This is a genomic window from Microbacterium trichothecenolyticum (assembly GCF_030818955.1).
Taxonomy (GTDB): Bacteria; Actinomycetota; Actinomycetes; order Actinomycetales; family Microbacteriaceae; genus Microbacterium; species Microbacterium trichothecenolyticum_B.
Genome location: NZ_JAUTBF010000001.1, coordinates 1,705,836 through 1,722,692, shown reverse-complemented (window position 1 = coordinate 1,722,692; position 16,857 = coordinate 1,705,836). Strand labels below are relative to the sequence as shown.

At 70.8% G+C, this 16,857-nt stretch carries 15 protein-coding genes and 1 riboswitch; of the genes, 4 read left to right on the top strand and 11 right to left on the bottom strand.

Annotated elements, in window-relative coordinates; translation table 11 throughout:
- Nucleotides 1-262: 262 nt before the first annotated feature.
- From QE412_RS08165 to QE412_RS08155, 3 genes are all read right to left on the bottom strand, one after another.
- Entirely contained in the window at nt 263-1,663 is a 1,401-nt protein-coding gene (locus tag QE412_RS08165) for a L,D-transpeptidase family protein (RefSeq protein ID WP_307482104.1), read from the bottom strand.
- Nucleotides 1,664-1,778: 115 nt separating this feature from the next.
- Entirely contained in the window at nt 1,779-3,143 is a 1,365-nt protein-coding gene (locus QE412_RS08160; RefSeq protein ID WP_307482102.1) for an FAD-binding oxidoreductase, read from the bottom strand.
- Entirely contained in the window at nt 3,140-3,526 is a 387-nt protein-coding gene (locus QE412_RS08155; RefSeq protein ID WP_307482099.1) for a YrdB family protein, read from the bottom strand. Before QE412_RS08155 ends, QE412_RS08160 begins: the two co-directional genes overlap by 4 nt.
- Before the next feature lie 157 nt (nt 3,527-3,683).
- A riboswitch (ZMP/ZTP riboswitch) is annotated at nt 3,684-3,769 on the top strand.
- 57 nt (nt 3,770-3,826) lie between these two features.
- Between QE412_RS08155 and glyA the strand changes: the two genes are divergently transcribed.
- The 3 genes from glyA to QE412_RS08140 all read left to right on the top strand — a co-directional run bounded on the left by glyA (nt 3,827) and on the right by QE412_RS08140 (nt 7,100).
- The gene (gene glyA / locus QE412_RS08150) at nt 3,827-5,101 is read left to right on the top strand and encodes a serine hydroxymethyltransferase (protein WP_307482095.1); all 1,275 of its coding nucleotides are present in this window, start codon (nt 3,827-3,829) and stop codon (nt 5,099-5,101) included.
- A gap of 314 nt (nt 5,102-5,415) precedes the next feature.
- Entirely contained in the window at nt 5,416-6,297 is an 882-nt protein-coding gene (locus QE412_RS08145) for a bifunctional methylenetetrahydrofolate dehydrogenase/methenyltetrahydrofolate cyclohydrolase (protein ID WP_307482092.1), read from the top strand.
- Between the two features lie 323 nt (nt 6,298-6,620).
- The gene (locus QE412_RS08140) at nt 6,621-7,100 is read left to right on the top strand and encodes a cytochrome C5 (protein WP_307482089.1); all 480 of its coding nucleotides are present in this window, start codon (nt 6,621-6,623) and stop codon (nt 7,098-7,100) included.
- 206 nt (nt 7,101-7,306) lie between these two features.
- On the opposite strand, the gene hxlA is transcribed toward QE412_RS08140, so the two are convergent.
- Complete coding sequence (gene hxlA, locus QE412_RS08135) at nt 7,307-7,930, bottom strand: 3-hexulose-6-phosphate synthase (protein WP_307482087.1); 624 nt, start codon at nt 7,928-7,930, stop codon at nt 7,307-7,309.
- Between the two features lie 32 nt (nt 7,931-7,962).
- The gene (gene hxlB / locus QE412_RS08130; RefSeq protein ID WP_307482084.1) at nt 7,963-8,541 is read right to left on the bottom strand and encodes a 6-phospho-3-hexuloisomerase; all 579 of its coding nucleotides are present in this window, start codon (nt 8,539-8,541) and stop codon (nt 7,963-7,965) included.
- 101 nt (nt 8,542-8,642) lie between these two features.
- On the opposite strand from hxlB, the gene QE412_RS08125 reads away from it, so the two are divergent.
- Nucleotides 8,643-9,482, top strand: a complete 840-nt coding sequence (locus tag QE412_RS08125) for a helix-turn-helix transcriptional regulator (protein ID WP_307482081.1) — start codon at nt 8,643-8,645, stop codon at nt 9,480-9,482.
- 248 nt (nt 9,483-9,730) lie between these two features.
- On the opposite strand, the gene QE412_RS08120 is transcribed toward QE412_RS08125, so the two are convergent.
- The 6 genes from QE412_RS08120 to QE412_RS08095 form a co-directional block, all read right to left on the bottom strand.
- The gene (locus QE412_RS08120) at nt 9,731-10,531 is read right to left on the bottom strand and encodes an HpcH/HpaI aldolase family protein (RefSeq protein ID WP_307482078.1); all 801 of its coding nucleotides are present in this window, start codon (nt 10,529-10,531) and stop codon (nt 9,731-9,733) included.
- On the bottom strand, nt 10,516-11,301 hold the full coding sequence (locus QE412_RS08115; RefSeq protein WP_307487094.1) for a fumarylacetoacetate hydrolase family protein: 786 nt from the start codon (nt 11,299-11,301) through the stop codon (nt 10,516-10,518). Before QE412_RS08115 ends, QE412_RS08120 begins: the two co-directional genes overlap by 16 nt.
- Nucleotides 11,302-11,531: 230 nt before the next feature.
- The gene (gene hpaD, locus QE412_RS08110; protein WP_307482075.1) at nt 11,532-12,677 is read right to left on the bottom strand and encodes a 3,4-dihydroxyphenylacetate 2,3-dioxygenase; all 1,146 of its coding nucleotides are present in this window, start codon (nt 12,675-12,677) and stop codon (nt 11,532-11,534) included.
- 187 nt (nt 12,678-12,864) lie between these two features.
- Entirely contained in the window at nt 12,865-14,367 is a 1,503-nt protein-coding gene (gene hpaE, locus QE412_RS08105; protein WP_307482072.1) for a 5-carboxymethyl-2-hydroxymuconate semialdehyde dehydrogenase, read from the bottom strand.
- An 89-nt stretch (nt 14,368-14,456) separates the two neighbouring features.
- The gene (locus QE412_RS08100; protein WP_307482069.1) at nt 14,457-15,155 is read right to left on the bottom strand and encodes a GntR family transcriptional regulator; all 699 of its coding nucleotides are present in this window, start codon (nt 15,153-15,155) and stop codon (nt 14,457-14,459) included.
- Nucleotides 15,155-16,810 carry a fumarylacetoacetate hydrolase family protein gene (locus QE412_RS08095; protein WP_307482066.1) on the bottom strand — a complete coding sequence of 552 codons (1,656 nt, stop codon included), beginning with the start codon at nt 16,808-16,810 and terminating at the stop codon, nt 15,155-15,157. The genes QE412_RS08100 and QE412_RS08095 overlap by 1 nt, the downstream gene beginning before the upstream one ends.
- Nucleotides 16,811-16,857 lie beyond the last annotated feature (47 nt).

The following is a 16,857-nucleotide window of genomic DNA, read 5'->3' as shown; positions in this document are numbered from 1 at the left end:
GCGGTTCGCGCGGGAGATGCGGCGCTGGCCGGGGAGGCGGCGTAGTCGGAGTCGCGGCGGAACGGCGGGCCCGGAGCCGTGTCGTCTGACCGCGGCCCGCACGACTCCTGCATCTCCGGGCCGCGCGCGTGCCCGCGGCCCGTGTGGGCCAGACCCGCAGGAGTTGTGAGCGACGCTCGCGGATGACCCCGCGAGCCGCAGGCCCGAGAAACGACGAAGGGGCGGATGCCATGTGGCATCCGCCCCTTCGAGGCAGTCGTGCTCAGTAGTGGACCGAGACCTGCGTGCCCCGGTAGGCCCAGTCGTACAGTTCCTTGGCCGCGGAGATCGTCATGTTGATGCAGCCGTGGCTCATGGGCGTTCCGAAGTTGTTGTGCCAGTACGTGCCGTGGAAGCCTTCGTCGCCGTTGAAGTAGGCGACCCAGGGGACATCTTTGGTGCAGTAGTCGTACCCGGGAACACAGCCCATGTCCTGCATCGCGGTCTTCCAGCCGATGCGGAACTCACCCGTGTGGGTCGCGTGGTCGCCCGCACCCGACGAGATCGTGTAGGTGCGGTACACCTGGCCGTTCTGCCACAGCGTGGTGGTCTGCGTGCTGAGGTTGACCTCGATGCGACGCTCGGTCTTGGTGGTCTCGAACGGCGTCTCGGTCACGGCGAGGGCGAACTTGCCGTTGCCCTCGGCGAGCTGCCGCGCGAACGCGTCGGCGACGCCAGCGGTGTCGCCCAGTGCCCGGCCGGTCTTGCCCTCGGTGAGCGTCTTGATGACCTCGCCGCCGGTGTCGACGATGACGTCGGCGTTGACGGCTGCGCGGTTGACACTTCCGGCCAGACCGTCGACGGCCTTCTGGATCGCGGCGGCGTCGGCCGAGATGGCGAAATCGCCCTTCCCGTCGGGGGTCACCGTGAGCCACGACGCCGCGGTGGCGCGGTCGACCGCGACGGTGCGCTCGTCGCCGACGTAGAAGCCCGCCGAGTCGAGGATGCCGTTCAGGGTGGCGACGGCGGCGTCGGCCTCTTCTGTCGAGACGGGTGCTTCGACAGGCACGAGCTCCGCGTCGACGGTGGTGGAGGTCTTGCCGGCATCGAAAGCAGACTGCAGTGCGGCGGTCACGGCGGCGACGTCGATGCCCTCGCCGGCCTCGGCCGCGGTCGTGACGTACGTCTGGGACGCTGCGTCGTAGGCGACCGTGGCGTCGACGGGGGCGCGGTACGTGCCCGGCGCACGCTCGCGCAGAGCGGTCGCCGCTGCAGCCGCGTTGACCTGAATGGCGACGCCTGTTCCCTGGGGGAACCACGACGACGGCTTCCACATCGGGTTGTCGGCGAACGCCTTGTCGGCCAGGGCCGCCGCGTCGACGGTCGCGCCGAGATCGGCGCCGGTGACGGTGACCTCGCCCGCGGGGCTCTCGACCTGGACGGTCGTCTGCGCGAGGCGCGACGAGATGGCCTGGGCGGCGGCACCGGCGGTCAGGCCGCCGATCTGCACGCCCGCCACGGATGCGCCGGGGGCGATCAGCACCAGCGAAGCGGCGATGAGGGCCACGGCCGTCGCGCCGGCGGGGATGCCGATCCAGAGTCCGGAACGGTTCTTGCGCTTCGCGGGCTCGGGCGGAGCCCACGCGTACGTTGCGCCGTCGGTGCCGTGTGCGCCGTCGGTCATAGGTCAAACCCCCCGGGTCGTCAGTCTTCCCATGCTAAATGCGGGTGCTGCGCAATTGCCGGGAGCAATATCACAGTCTGATTACACCGGCCGTCCGAGTCCGTCGACACGCGGGTCAGGGAGCGAAGACCTTGCCCGGATTCAGGATGCCGAGCGGGTCGAACACCCGCGCGATGTCGCGCTGCAGTTTCCACTGATCGTCGCCCAGCTCGTCGGCCAGCCAGCGACGCTTGAGCACGCCGATGCCGTGCTCGCCCGTGAGCGTTCCACCGAGGCGGAGCGCGGCGTGGAACAGCTGTTCGGCGGCGTCCCAGACGACGGGCGGAACGTCGGGGCCGGCGAAGACGAAGTTCGGGTGCAGATTGCCGTCGCCCGCGTGAGCGACGGTCGGGATGACGAGCGCGAAGTCGCGCTCGATGCGGGCGATCTCGTCGAACATGTCGGGCAACGCGCTGCGAGGGACGGAGACGTCTTCGATGAGTGCGGTGCCCAGCGTCTCCATCGCCGGGTGCATCGCCCGGCGGACGGCGAGCAGCTTCTCGCCTTCGGCGTCATCGGCGGCGACGGAAACCCGCCCGCCGGCCTCCGTCAGCACCTGCGCGATGGCGCGCGCCTCGTCGGCGGCGACGGGGCCGTCGGTCTGAATGGTCAGCTGCGCGGAGCCGGGCGGCGGCGCGGGCAGCGACAGCAACCGGTGCACGGCGGCCAGGCTCGTGGCATCCATCAGCTCCATGATCGCGGGCTGGATCCCGGATGCCGTGACGGCGGCCGAGGCGACGGCGGCGGCGCGGACGCCGTCGAACAGTGCCGTCAGGGTGACGCGTTCGCCGGCGATGAGGCGGCGCAGTTTCAGGGTGGCACCGACGACCACCCCCAGCGTCCCCTCGGAACCGATGACGAGGGAGGTCAGATCGAGGCCGGTGACGCCCTTCACACTGCGGTGACCGAGGCGCAGGAGGCGCCCGTCGGCGAGGACGAGGTCCACACCGAGTACCGCGTCGCGCACGACGCCGTACTTGGCACAGAGCAGTCCGCCGGCTCCGGTGGCGATGTTGCCGCCCACCGTCGAAATGGCGCGACTGGCCGGATCGGGTGCCCACCAGACGCCGTGCGGCTCGAGCAGTGCGTTGAGATCGGCATTGACGATGCCGGGCTCGACCACCGCGAGCAGATCGTCGGGGCGGACCTCGACCAGTCGGTCCATACCCCGCAGTGAGAGCGCGATCTCACCGCCACCGGTGTTGGCGCCGCCCGCGAGGCCGGTCCCCGCGCCGCGGGGGACGACGGGGGTGCGCGTTGCCGTGGCGACGCGCATCACAGCCTGCACGTCGGCGACGGACGCTGCGTGCACGACGGCGAGCGGGACGCCGTCGGCGCCGTGCCCGGACTTGTCGGCGCGGACCGCCGCGAGGCACGCGGGGGAGGTGTCGACGCGATCGCCGAGCTCGGTGCGGAGCAGTGCGACGACGTCGGAGCTCATGCCAGGCGCCGGCGGCCGTTCAGTGCACCGAGAATCACCGCGACGACGGCGAAGACGAGGCCGATCAGGGCCTGGCCCATGCTCCACCAGGCGACGGTCGCCGCGGCGTACACGAACAGCTCGACCAGGGCGCGGATGAACGGGTGCACTGCCAGTACCGCCCGAGGCGAGACGAAGAGCGCCCACACCAGCACGGCGAGGGCGGGGGCGCCGATACCGGCGACGATGTTCCCGGGGAAGGGCCACGCGAGGAATCCCCAGATCGCGAGCGTGACGAACGCGAACAGGCCGCACAGCACGCTTCCGATCTCGAGCGCCGACGGACGCGGGCGCATGCCGGGGGCGAGGGGCGCCTGGGCGCGGACGTTCGAGGAATCGCTCACCCCGTCATTTTACGCGGGAGCCGGGCGCCCGCCCCCGTGGTCTCTCGTCGTCGAGTCGTCGGCCTCGCCGGGGGGATGGCCCCGCGGGAGCCTCGATCCTGTGGAGGAACAGTGGATGACGCGACACGCGGGGAAGCGCGCGCGATACCCGCTACAGTGGCATCGTCGCGACTGGCGTTGAGGTGGGGAACCACCGGGGAGCGACCGCTTGACGGTATTCGACCGCACGCCTGGGTCGATGCGGTAACACTGCGGGCTCGCCGAGCCCGCGGCATCCGGAACCATCGTCAAGGAGATCGCATGACCGATCCGTACTTCAACGCCCCCCTGTCCGAGGTGGATCCCGAGATCGCCCAGGTGCTCGAGCGCGAGCTCGACCGCCAGCGCGGCTTCCTCGAGATGATCGCCTCCGAGAACTTCGTGCCCGTGTCGGTGCTGCAGTCGCAGGGCTCGGTGCTGACGAACAAGTACGCCGAGGGCTACCCGGGCCGTCGCTACTACGGCGGGTGCGAAGAGGTCGACGTCGCCGAGTCGCTCGCGATCGAGCGGGCCAAGGCGCTGTTCGGTGCCGAGTTCGCGAACGTCCAGCCGCACTCGGGCGCCACCGCCAACGCCGCCGTGCTGCACGCCATCGCCCGCCCCGGCGACACGCTGCTCGGCCTGTCGCTCGACCAGGGCGGTCACCTGACCCACGGCATGAAGATCAACTTCTCGGGCCGTCTGTACGACATCGTCGCGTACGGCGTCGACCCCGAGACCAGCGTCATCGACATGGACGAGGTGCGCCGCCTCGCCGTCGAGCACAAGCCGAAGGTCATCATCGCCGGCTGGTCGGCGTACCCGCGTCAGCTCGACTTCGCGGCGTTCCGCGCGATCGCCGACGAGGTGGGCGCATTCCTGTGGGTCGACATGGCGCACTTCGCCGGTCTCGTGGCCGCCGGAGTCCACCCGAGCCCCATCCCGCACGCGCACGTCGTCTCGACGACCGTGCACAAGACGATCGGCGGCCCCCGCTCGGGCCTCATCCTCACCAACGACGCCGACATCGCCAAGAAGATCAACACCGCGGTCTTCCCGGGGCAGCAGGGCGGTCCGCTCATGCACGTCATCGCGGCGAAGGCGACGGCCTTCAAGCTCGCGATGACGCCCGAGTTCAAGGAACGTCAGGAACGGACGCTCCGCGGAGCGGCGATCCTCGCCGACCGCCTCACCCAGGACGACGTCAAGAACGCCGGCATCGCCGTGCGCTCGGGCGGCACCGACGTGCACCTCGTGCTCGTGGATCTCCGCGAGGCCGAGATCGACGGCAAGCAGGCCGAAGACCTGCTGCACGACATCCACATCACGGTCAACCGCAACGCCGTGCCGAACGACCCGCGTCCGCCGATGGTGACCTCGGGCCTGCGCATCGGCACCCCGGCGCTCGCGACCCGCGGCTTCGGCGACGCGGAGTTCACCGAGGTGGCCGACATCATCGCGCTCGCGCTGATTCCCGGTGCCGACGTCGAGGCCCTGCGCGCGCGCGTGGCGACGCTGACCGAGGCCTTCCCGCTGTACCCCGACCTGCAGCAGTGAGCTATGCCGGGGCGGGGCGTCTGTGCGGCGTGTCGCCCCGGCACCCGGGTCGCGCTGCCGCGGCGTCGGGTTCCGGTATCCACCGCCGGTGACGTCGCGGCGTCGGGTCGGCGCGCTCGGCCGTGCGGCGTCGGGGCCGGTGCCCGGGGGTCGCGTGGCGTCACAGCCGGCGCCCGGGCCCACCGCTCTCACGCATAAACGCGATCCACGCGCATAAACGCGGGGAGAGCGCGTTTATGCGACTGGATAGCGTTTATGCGTTGGAGGGGCGACCTCGCACGCGCCCCAGATCGACACTCAGGAAGAGGGATGCCATGACGGCGACGATTCTCGACGGAAAGGCCGCGTCGGCGGCCATCAAGGCGGAGCTCGCGGAACGCGTCGCGGCGCTGCGCGAACGAGGCATCGTGCCCGGCATCGCGACCGTGCTCGTCGGCGCCGACCCCGCCTCGCAGCTGTACGTGGGGATGAAGCACAAGCAGTCCGAGGCGATCGGCATGAACTCCATCCAGGTCGAGCTGCCCGCCGAGTCCACGCAGGACGAGGTCGAGGCCGTCATCGACCGGCTCAACGCCGACCCCGCATGCCACGGCTACATCGTGCAGCTGCCTCTGCCGAAGCATCTCGACACCGACGCGATCCTCGAGCGCATCGACCCGGCGAAGGATGCCGACGGCCTGCACCCCACGAACCTCGGGCGCCTGGTGCTCAACGTCAACGCCCCGATCACGACCCCGCTGCCTTGTACTCCGCGCGGCGTGATCGAACTGCTGTTGCGCAACGACTACGACCTGAAGGGCAAAGAGGTCGTCGTCGTAGGCCGAGGCGTGACGATCGGCCGCTCGATCGGTCTGCTGCTGACCCGCCGCGAGATCAACGCCACCGTCACTCTCACGCATACAGGCACCACCGACCTCGCGAAGCACCTGCGTCAGGCCGACGTGATCGTCGCCGCGGCCGGGGTGAAGCACATCGTGCGCGCCGAAGACGTCAAGCCCGGTGCCGCCGTGCTCGACGTGGGTGTGACGCGCGAGACCGACCCCGAGACCGGCAAGGCCCGCGTCTTCGGCGATGTGCACCCCGATGTGGCGGAGGTCGCGGGGTTCGTCTCGCCCAACCCGGGCGGAGTGGGGCCGATGACCGTCGCGCTGCTCATGACGAACGTCGTCGAGGCGGCCGAGCGCGCATCCGCCTGACGGCTCCCGCGGGGCACGGGGCGCCGACGGCGTCTGCCGAACTCCTGAGTTTCTGTCGCGGGGACCGGGGTCGCCGCGCGCGGCGTGCCCGGGTGCGCGGAATCTCCGGAGCCTGGCCCGCTCGGGCTCGCGCCGGATCGGGCCCGCGCCGGATCGGGCCCGCGGCGGATCGGGCCCGCGGCCCGTGACGGCGGCGCGACGCGGTGCCGCGCCGCGCGCTGCGTCCGGTTCGTGGTGAACGACGGTGTGCTGCCGGCTGAACACACGGAGCGTCGCACGCAATGGGGGAGGTGTGCGGCCGTCGAACGTGTCAGAGTTTGTTCATGACTGAGTCCGTGCTGAACGATCTCCTGCGCCGCGTGACCGACAGCGGCCTTCTCGACGACCCCACCATCGACGAGGACAGCGTCGTCGGCGTGGGCCACCTGGATGCCGCCGGCGTCGAGGTCGAGGTCGACCTCGACCCTGAGATCGACGACGAGGATGAGCCCGACCTCGACGCCATCCTCGCCAACCTGAAGGACGTGCTGTCGGTCAGCGAAGAGCGCTGGCGAGCGATCGTCGAAGAGGTCGCGAGCGACATCGAGGACGCGCTCGACGACGACGAGCTCGACGCCGACGTGGATCTGCGCACCGACCTCGAGGCCATCGGTGTGGGCGTCTTCGCGGACGCCATCATTGTCGTGTTCGCCGGCGAGACGTCGTTCCCCGACGCGCTCGTGCACGTGCAGCTCACTCCCGAGCTCGAGGTCGAGGACATCGAGATCATCGGCGATGAGGACGAAGACGACGACGAGGACTGATCGTGACGAGGGGGCCGCGGACGTCGGGTGACGTCCGCGGCCCCTCGTTCGCGCAGGAGTCGAGCCTGAGGCCGGCACCACGGAGAAACGCCGCCCCGCGTAAGACCCGCCACGCTGTGGCGCTTCTCGTTGGGGACGGCGTTCCTCGTGCAGGCGCGCGGGGCTCGGCGCCGGGGCGCCTCTCGGAATAGAGGCGCCGAGAGATCTCAGGAGATCGCGGCGCGCAGTGCGGCAGCGGCGGCACCCACGTCGGGGGCGCTGTAGATGGCGCTTCCGGCGACGGCGATCTGGGCGCCCGACTTCTGCACGTCGGCGATGCTCGAGGCGTTCACGCCACCGGCGACCGAGAACGGCACACCCGAGGCCTCGCCGTCGCGCAGCAGCGTGCCGAAGGTGAAGCCCTCCTCGGCCTGCTCGTCGAGGCCGGCGTGCATCTCCACGAACTCGGCACCGAGCGCGACGACCTCCTTGGCGCGGGCCGGCTTGTCGGCGACGCCGATGAGGTCGACGACGACACCCTTGCCGTGCTTCTTGGCGGCCTTGACCGCACCGGCGATGGTGCTGTCGCCGGCGGAGCCGAGGACGGTGACGAGGTCGGCGCCGGCGGTGAAGGCGATGTCGGCCTCGAGCTCACCGGCATCCATCGTCTTCAGGTCGGCGAAGACGACCTTGTCGGGGTGCGCCTGCTTGATCGCGGTGATGGCCGAGAGGCCCTCGCTCTTGATCAGGGGCGTGCCGAGCTCGAGGATGTCGACGTGCGGCGCCGCGGCGGCGGCGAGGTCGAGGGCGGCTTCGGTGGACAGGGTGTCGATGGCGAACTGCAGCTTCATGCGGGTGTCCTTACGTACTTTCTGGGGGTGGGTCATTCGAGGTTGGCGTGGCGGGGCCACAGGTCGTCGGCCGACAGCCCCGAGCGGTGCCACAGGGCGTCGAAGATGGCGTCACCGACGAGCACGACGGCCTGTTCGAACAGGCCGCCGGCGTACTGCGTCGACGCGGCTCCGGAGCGGTCGAGCTTGGCCGCGGCGGGAACCACCACGAGGGCATCCGCGGCGCGACCGAGGGGGGAGTCGGGGGCCGTGGTGATCGCCGCGATCTTCGCCCCGACGTGCGTGGCTGTCTCGGCTGCCCGCACGATCCCGGACGTCGTGCCGGAGCCGCTGGCGGTGAGGAGTGCGTCTCCGGCGCGGATGGCGGGCGTCGTCGTGTCGCCCACGACGTGCACGTCGAGACCCAGGTGCATGAGGCGCATCGCGGTCATGCGAAGCGCCAGCCCCGAGCGTCCCGCGCCGAGCACGAAGACGCGGTCGGCGCCCGTGAGCACGTCGAGCACGCGGTCGAGGTCGCCCGGGTCGGCGACGAGGCGGTCGATCACGGATGCCACCTCGCGGGCGATCCTGGCGAGAGAGGTCTCGACGGTGGCGGCATCGCGGGAGGGCATGGCCCCATGCTGCGCTCAGCGTGGGCGAGGGCGCGCCGGTCGATGGCAGAGGGTCACCTACCCGAACGGGTAGGTGCGGACGATGGGCTAGGTTGAGGCACGTGACCGACACCCCCACCCTGCCCTCGCCCGCGTCGCGCGCGCTCGTCATCGAGCACGAGCGCGTCGTCGCGGAGCAGGCCGACAGGCACGCCGTCACCCTCGAGTCCGTGCTGGCGATCCTGCGATCGCCGCGCCTCGACGACCGCGCGGCTCGCACCCTCGCCACCGAGGCCGCCGCGGCCGCTCTCGTGGTGCTTCGCACCTCGACCGACAGCCAGCGCAGTGCGCTGCTGGAACCGGTCACGGGCGCCTTCGCGCGCCTGCGCGGCGACCTGCGGCCCCTCGTTCGTCACGGCGATCTCGACGTGCAGTTCGTCGAGCCCCCGGCCACCGGCCGGGCGCTCCCGGGCGAAGTGGCGCACGAGGCGCGTGCGATCGTGCGCAGCGCCGTGCTGGCGCTGCTCGACCGGGGAGCGCCGCACCGCGTGCGCATCCAGTGGGACTGCGACGGTCTGAACCTGCTGATCGGCATCCGCGACGACGGCGAGGGGCGTCTCACCGCGCACGACGACTCCCTGCGGCCGATCGTCGAGCGGGTGAGTGCGCTCAACGGGGCGTTCGATGTCGCCTCCACCCCCGGGTGGGGGTCGGAGCTGTCGGTGCGGCTCCCCCTCGACCCTCCGGCGCGACCCGACTTTCTCGACGACGCGGTCGACCTCAGCCCGCGCGAGCGCGAGGTGCTCAGCCTCGTCGTCGCCGGCTCCCGCAACCGCGCGATCGCGACGCAGCTCGGCATCAGCGAGAACACCGCGAAATTCCACGTGTCGAATCTGCTGCGTAAGGCCGGGGTGACCACGCGGGCCGAGCTCGTGGCGCTGGGGGCGGCACGGATGCCCTGACCGCGGCGCGGCCCAGCGAACGCCGCGATCCCGCCGAGAAACGCCCTCTCGTGCGAAACGCGCTGTGAGAGGTCGTTTCTTACACAGCGCGGCGTTTCTCGCGGAGAAAGCGCCGCCTCAGGCGAGTCTGATTTGCCGGTCTTGCGCTCGCGCGGTGTTTTCTGCCGATACACGCCGTCTCGTGCGAACCGCGCTGTGAGACACCGTTTCGTGCACGGCGCGGCGTTTGTCGCGGAGCAAGCGCCGCCTCAGTAGCTCGTGCGTTCCTCGCCGCCGGCTGTGACGAATCGCGCCGCGAGCGCCTCGGACGCGCGGGCCAGCAGCGCCACATCGGCGCCCACGGCGACGAAGTCGGCGCCCGCGTCGAGGTAGGCCTCGGCCACCGCGGGGTCGAAGGCGTTCACGCCGACCGGGGTCCCGGCATCCTTCGCGGCGGAGAAGACCCGGCGCACCGCCGCGACGACGTCGGGGTGCGACTGCTGGCCCAACAGGCCCATGGATGCCGAGAGGTCGGCGGGGCCGACGAAGATGGCATCCATCCCCTCGACGGCGGCGATCTCGGCCGCGGCGGCGACACCGGCGGTCGTCTCGATCTGGACGGTCAGCGAGACGTGCGCGGACGCGTCGGCGAGGTAGCCGTCGACGCGGTTCCAACGCGCGCTGCGGGCGAGGGCGCTGCCGACCCCGCGGACCCCCGCGGGCGGGTAGCGCGTCGCGGCGACGGCGGCGCGGGCCTCGTCGGCCGACGACACCATCGGCACGATGAGGTTCTGCGCGCCGACGTCGAGCACGCGCTTGATGGTCACGGCGTCGTTCGACGGCACGCGCACGACCGGGGAGACGGGGTAGGCCGCCGCGACCTGCAATTGCACGAGCACCTGCTCGATCGAGGTCGCCGAGTGCTCCATGTCGATCAGCAGCCAGTCGAGGCCCGAGCCCGCGGCGATCTCGGCGATCACCGGGCTGCCCGAGCACACCCACATGCCGGCGAGAGGGCGATCGGATGCCGCGAGAGCGGCGCGGAAGGTCGGGTTCAGACGAAGCGGCACGAGATCGTTCCCATCGGTCCGTAGTCGCAGAAGACATCGTCGCCCCGCGACACCCACATCGGGCGCGTGAACGATCCTGCCAGGATGATCTCGCCCGCCTCCAGGCGCGCGCCGTGCTGGTGAAGCTTGTTGGCGAGCCACGCGACACCCGTCGCCGGGTGGCCCAGGACGCCGGCGGCGACCCCGGTCTCCTCGATCTCACCGTTGCGGCTCAGCACTCCGGGGACCCATCGCAGGTCGATCTCGTCGGGACGCTTCTGCACGTCGCCGAGCACCATCGCGCCGTAGGCGGCGTTGTCGCTGATCGTGTCGACGATCGTGCGTCCCTCGAGCTCGATGTGCGAATTCAGCACCTCGAGCGCCGGGACGGCGTAGTCGATCGCGGCGAGAGCGTCGTCGAGCGTGCAGTCGGGGCCCTCCAGCGGCGCCTTGAGCACGAAGGCGAGCTCGACCTCGATGCGGACGTTCGAGAAGTGCTCCACCGGGATCTCGGCGCCCGAACGGTAGACGGTGTCGTCGAACATCACGCCGTAGTCCGGCTCGGTGATGCCCGTCGCCTGCTGCATCGCCTTGGACGTCAGGCCGATCTTGCGCCCCACGAGTGTGCGACCCGCGGCGAGCTGCGTGTCGCGCCAGCGGCCCTGGATGCGATACGAGTCGTCGACCGTGGCATCCGGGAACCGTGCCGTGATGCGCGGGATGACCCCGTGCGTGCGGTCGGCCTCGGCGAGCTCGGTCGCGATGGCGTCGATCTGTTCGTCGGTGAGCATGGGGTCCTCTCGTGGGGTGAGCATGACTCCTGCAGAATCCCGCGAAAACCGAGATCGGGGCGGCAGGAGAGTGGCTGGAGCAGGAGTTGTGCGGTCGGCGGTGGTGTGACGCCGGTCGCGACCGGAACCGGGGGGGCGACGTCGGCGTGTGCACAACTCCTGCAGGAGCTCGCCCAAGCCGGCCCGGACGGCCGAAACGAGTGAGATGTGCAGGAGTTGTGCACGGCGGGCTAGAGCTGATTGCCGAGCTTGAACTCGTCGCCGCGGCTGTCGGGGGCGCGCGTGTAGCTGAAGCCGTCGGCGCCGATCGTGACCGCCATCTCGCTCGAGTCGGTGCGGGCGCGGACCGGCTGCGGGATGCCGTCGAGGTCGAGCACGAGGGAGCCGTCGGTGTACCACGACGGCACGACGGGGTTGCCCCACCAGTCGCGGCGCTGATTGTCGTGCACGTCCCACGTGATGACGGGATTGTCGGGGTCGCCGGTGTAGTAGTCCTGCGTGTAGACCTCGACGCGGTGGCCGTCGGGGTCGCGCAGGTACAGGTAGAACGCGTTCGAGACGCCGTGGCGGCCGGGGCCGCGCTCGATGGCATCCGATCGGCGGAGGGCGCCGAGCTTGTCGCAGATGGCGAGGATGTTGTGCTTCTCGTGCGTGGCGAAGCACATGTGGTGCATGCGCGGGCCGTCGCCGCCGGTCATCGCGGTGTCGTGCACGGTGGGCTTGCGGCGCATCCAGGCGGCGTAGACGGTGCCGTCGGCATCCTGGATGTCTTCGGTGACGCGGAAGCCGAGCGCCTGCATGAAGTTGACCGCGCGGGGGACGTCGGGCGTGATCTGGTTGAAGTGGTCGAGCCGCACGAGCTCGCCGGGGGAGTGCAGGTCGTAGCGCCACGACAGGCGCTCCTGGTGCTCGGTGTCGAAGAAGAACTCGTACGGGAAGCCGAGCGGGTCGACCACGCGCACCGAGTCGCCGATGCCCTTCGTGAAGCCGTTCGGCTCTCGGCGCACGTCGCAGCCGAGTTCTTCGTAGAACGCCACCGCTCTGTCCAGGTCGTCGGCGCTGCGCACGCGGTACGAGAAGACGGCCACCGCGGCCACGGGCCCCTTCCGCAGCACGAGGTTGTGGTGAATGAACTCCTCGGTCGAGCGCAGGTAGATCGCCTCGTCGTCTTCCTCGGTGACGTGCAGGCCGAGGATGTCGACGTAGAACACGCGGGATGCCGCGAGGTCGGTCACCACGAGCTCCATGTACGCGCAGCGCAGGATGTCGGGCGCGGGGGCCTTCGGGGTGGGGATGGGGTTGTCCGAGGCGATGGGGGCCTCCTGGGTCACCCAGAACCCGGAGGAGGTCTTCTCTTCTTCGGTGTGCTTTGCCATTTCGCGTCCTTGCGTGGAGTGGTCTGCGGGTCGGGGGTGGCTTCGGCGGGCTCAGCCACCGTGTGGCGGGGGAGGTCCCTGAGCTTGTCGAAGACCGGGGGCCCGTGGGTCGGGGGTGGCTGCGACGGGCTCAGCCACCGGCGGCGGGCTCAGCCACCGGGCCCGGGCAGCCGCGCCCGGCGCGGGCTCAGTGCCCGGCCGCCTTGCCGAACGTGGGATTGTGCGCGGGGCCGAGAGTGATGTGCACGGCCTGCTGGTCGGTGTAGAAGTCGATCGAGCGGTACCCGCCTTCGTGGCCGAGGCCCGAGGCCTTCACGCCGCCGAAGGGGGTGCGCAGGTCGCGGACGTTGTTCGAGTTCAGCCACACCATGCCGGCCTCGACGTTCTGCGCGAAGTTGTGGGCGCGCTTCAGGTCGCTCGTCCAGACGTAGGCGGCGAGACCGTACTTCGTGTTGTTCGCGAGGGCGAGCGCCTCCTCGTCAGTGTCGAAGGGGGTGATCGCCACGACCGGGCCGAAGATCTCCTCCTGGAAGATGCGCGCGTCGGGGGAGACGTCGGCGAAGACGGTGGGCTGCACGAAGTTGCCCTCGGGGAACTCCTCGGGGCGGCCGCCGCCGGCGACCAGGCGCCCCTCGGTCTTGCCGAGTTCGACGTACGACATGACCTTCGCGTAGTGCTCGGGGTGCACGAGCGCGCCGACCTCGGTCTCGGGGTCGTCGGGGAAGCCGACCTTCACGCGCTCGGCCTGCGCGGCGTAGCGCTCGACGAAGGCGTCGTACACGTCGCGTTGCACGAGGATGCGGCTGCCGGCGGTGCAGCGCTCGCCGTTGAGCGAGAAGACGCCGAAGATCGTGGCGTCGATCGCGGCATCCAGATCCGCGTCGGCGAAGACGATCGCCGGGCTCTTGCCGCCGAGCTCCATCGACAGACCCTTTAGGAAGGGTGCCGCGTTCGCGAAGATGAGCTGGCCCGTGCTGCTCTCGCCGGTGAAGGAGATGAGCGGCACGTCGGGGTGCTTCACGAGCGCGTCGCCGGCATCCTCTCCGAGGCCGTTGACGAGGTTGAACACACCCTCGGGAAGGCCCGCTTCCTCGAAGATCCCCGCCCACAGGGATGCCGAGAGCGGCGTGAACTCCGCGGGCTTGAGCACCACGGTGTTGCCGGTCGCGAGCGCGGGGCCGAGCTTCCACGACTCGAGCATGAACGGGGTGTTCCACGGCGTGATGAGGCCCGCGACGCCGATCGGCTTGCGGTTGACGTAGTTGAGCTGGCGGCCCGGCACCTTGAAGGCGTCGTCGGTCTGGGCGACGATCAGGTCGGCGAAGAAGCGGAAGTTCTCGGCCGCGCGGCGCGCCTGGCCGAGGGCCTGCGTGATCGGCAGGCCCGAGTCGAACGACTCCAGTTCCGCAAGGCGCTCGTCGCGCGACTCGACGAGGTCGGCGATGCGGTGCAGCACACGCGAACGCTCGCGGGGGAGCATGCGCGGCCACGGACCCTCGGTGAACGCCTTCCGCGCGGCGGCGACGGCGAGGTCGATGTCGGCCTTCTTACCGGCCGCGGCTCGCAGGTAGGTCTGGTTCGTCACCGGGTCGAGCACGTCGAAGGTGTCGCCGTCGACCGAGTCGACGAAGCGGCCGCCGATGTAGTGCTGGATGCGCTCGGGCAGGTCGGCGGGGATGCGGCGGGTCATGAGAGCTCCTTCGTGGGAGGAATGGATGCCGGTACCCCGGCGCGCTGCGGCAGCGACGCGGCGGAGGGCCGGGGCCTCGGCATCCGGAATCAGAAAACGGGGAGACCGAGCGCCTCGTCGGGATGCTCGTGGATCAGATAGGCGTCGAGGGTGGCCGAGCGGTGACGCCGCGAGGCCTTTTCGATCTCGGCGAGCGGGGCACCGTTCTCGATGAGGACGAGGATGTTCTCGTGCTCGCGCACCGACTCGGCGGCGCGGCCGGGTACGAAGCTGAACGTGGAGTCGCGCAGGTGCCCGAGGCGGGCCCATTCGGCCTGCACCAGCTCGAGCAGTCGCGGATTCGCGCATCTTCCGAAGAGGATCGCGTGGAACTCCTGGTTGAGCGCGGTGAACGCCCGCGGGTCGAAGTGCGCGAGCGTCTCGATCATGAGCTCGTTCACCCGGCGGGCGCGACGCACGTCGTCGGCGGTGAGCGCCCGCGCCGACAGCGCGGTCGCAGCCCCCTCGAGCACGCTCAGCGCCTGCATGCTGAAGCGGTAGGCGGTGTCGTCGACCATCGACACCCGCGCACCGACGTTGCGCTCGAACGTCACCAGTCCCTCGGCTTCGAGCTGCCGGATCGCCTCGCGCACGGGCACGACGCTCATGTCGAGCTCGCCGGCGATCGAGCCGAGCACGAGGCGGTAGCCCGGGGTGAACTCCTGCGACGCGATGCGGTTCTTGATCCAGTGGTACGCCTGCTGCGACTTGCTCTGGCTGGCCGCTGCGGTCGTCGTCTCGGCATCCATCAGGCGTTCCTCTCGCTCTCGAAGCGTGCACGCCACTCCGCGTTCATCGGGAACAGGCCTTCGACGGGGTGACCGGATGCCACCTGCCGGGCGATCCACGCGTCTTCCTCCTCCTGCGCGAGGGCGGCGTCGGCCACCTCTTCGGCGAGGGCGGGCGGGATGACGATCACGCCGTCGCCGTCGCCGACGAGGATGTCGCCGGGCTCGACGGTGGTGCCGCCGCAGCCGACGGCGACGTCGGTCTCCCATGGGACGTGCCGACGGCCGAGGACGGCGGGGTGGGGCCCCGCGGTGAAGACGGGGATGCCGACGGCGGCGACGGCCTCGGCATCCCGGACCCCGCCGTCGGTGACGATCGCGGAGGCGCCCCGCGCGTGGGCGCGGAGCGCGAGGATGTCGCCGAGCGTGCCCGACCCCCTCTCGCCGCGGGCCTCGATCACGATGACCTCGCCCTCTTCGACGGCGTCGAACGCGCGCTTCTGGGCGTTCTGGCCGCCGCCGTGCGCGGCGAAGAGGTCCTCGCGGTGGGGGACGAAGCGCAGGGTGCGGGCCGTCCCGACGAACCGGCTGCCGGGGGTGAGGGCGTGCACGCCGTCGATCGTGACGTCGTTCAATCCGCGCTTGCGCAGCTGGCCGCTGAGGGCAGCGACGGGGATGCGGGCGAGCTTGGCGCGCAGATCGGGGGAGAGGGATGCCGGGGCGTCCCGCGCCGGAACAGGCGATCCGGTCGCGACAGGCGGGGTGGCGGCGGGTCGACCTGTTCCGGCATGATCCCCTGTTCTCGGCGCGAGGTGGGGAGCGGGGCTGTCGGTCGCCGGAACAGGGGATGCCGTGAGAACAGGCCGTTCGGTGGTCGACCGGCCTGTTTCGGCGCGATCGCCTGTTCTCGCGCCGGCCGCGCCGGCCGCGGCGGCCTCCACCGACCCCCACGCCTCGGCGCGCTGAGTGTCATCCACCGCAGGCAGCGAGCCGATGGCGGCGTCGAAGGCGCGGTCGCCCTGGACCACCGTGGTGCGGAGCCTTCCGGTCGAGAGGGTGCCGGCATCCACCTGCACCTCGACGACCTGGCCCGGTGTCACCACCGACGAGCCCGCGGGCGTGCCGGTGAGGATGACGTCGCCGGTCTCGAGCGTGAAGTGCTGCGAGAGGTCGGCGACGATCTGGGCGAGGGGGAAGAGAAGGTCGGCGGTGGAGTCGTCCTGCACGAGCTCGCCGTCGACCCAGGTGCGCAGGCGCAGTGCTGCGGGATCGACGTTGCGGGCGTCGATGAGGGCGGGCCCGAGCGGGGTGAACCCGTCACCGCCCTTGGACCGGACGTTCGAGCCCTTGTCGTTCGGACGCAGGTCGTACAGACCGAAGTCGTTCGCGGCGGTGAGGGATGCCACGTGCGACCACGCGGCATCCGGGGTCACCCACCGCGCGGGCTCGCCGATGACGAGCGCGATCTCGCCCTCGAAGGCGAGGAGCTCGGTGCCCGCGGGGCGCACGATCTCGGCGCCGGAGGGCGCGAGCGAACTCGACGGCTTGAAGAAATAGGAGGGGGCGGCGGGCCGGCGCCCACGCTGGTCGGCGCGGGAGGCGTAGGCGAGGTGTACGGCCACGATCTTGCCCGGACGGGCACCGAGGACGGAGAACCGGGGGTCGGTGTCGGTCATGGAAGCTCCCTTGCGTCGTATTCGAAATCGTATATGATCCTGAACAT

Bases quoted from the DNA above. Each gene is read 5' to 3' on its own strand.
- QE412_RS08165 (WP_307482104.1), bottom strand. From the start codon at position 1,663: ATGACCGACGGCGCACACGGCACCGACGGCGCAACGTACGCGTGGGCT.
- QE412_RS08160 (WP_307482102.1), bottom strand. From the start codon at position 3,143: ATGAGCTCCGACGTCGTCGCACTGCTCCGCACCGAGCTCGGCGATCGC.
- glyA (WP_307482095.1), top strand. From the start codon at position 3,827: ATGACCGATCCGTACTTCAACGCCCCCCTGTCCGAGGTGGATCCCGAG.
- QE412_RS08145 (WP_307482092.1), top strand. From the start codon at position 5,416: ATGACGGCGACGATTCTCGACGGAAAGGCCGCGTCGGCGGCCATCAAG.
- QE412_RS08140 (WP_307482089.1), top strand. From the start codon at position 6,621: ATGACTGAGTCCGTGCTGAACGATCTCCTGCGCCGCGTGACCGACAGC.
- hxlA (WP_307482087.1), bottom strand. From the start codon at position 7,930: ATGAAGCTGCAGTTCGCCATCGACACCCTGTCCACCGAAGCCGCCCTC.
- hxlB (WP_307482084.1), bottom strand. From the start codon at position 8,541: ATGCCCTCCCGCGATGCCGCCACCGTCGAGACCTCTCTCGCCAGGATC.
- QE412_RS08115 (WP_307487094.1), bottom strand. From the start codon at position 11,301: ATGCTCACCGACGAACAGATCGACGCCATCGCGACCGAGCTCGCCGAG.
- hpaD (WP_307482075.1), bottom strand. From the start codon at position 12,677: ATGGCAAAGCACACCGAAGAAGAGAAGACCTCCTCCGGGTTCTGGGTG.
- hpaE (WP_307482072.1), bottom strand. From the start codon at position 14,367: ATGACCCGCCGCATCCCCGCCGACCTGCCCGAGCGCATCCAGCACTAC.
- QE412_RS08100 (WP_307482069.1), bottom strand. From the start codon at position 15,155: ATGGATGCCGAGACGACGACCGCAGCGGCCAGCCAGAGCAAGTCGCAG.
- QE412_RS08095 (WP_307482066.1), bottom strand. From the start codon at position 16,810: ATGACCGACACCGACCCCCGGTTCTCCGTCCTCGGTGCCCGTCCGGGC.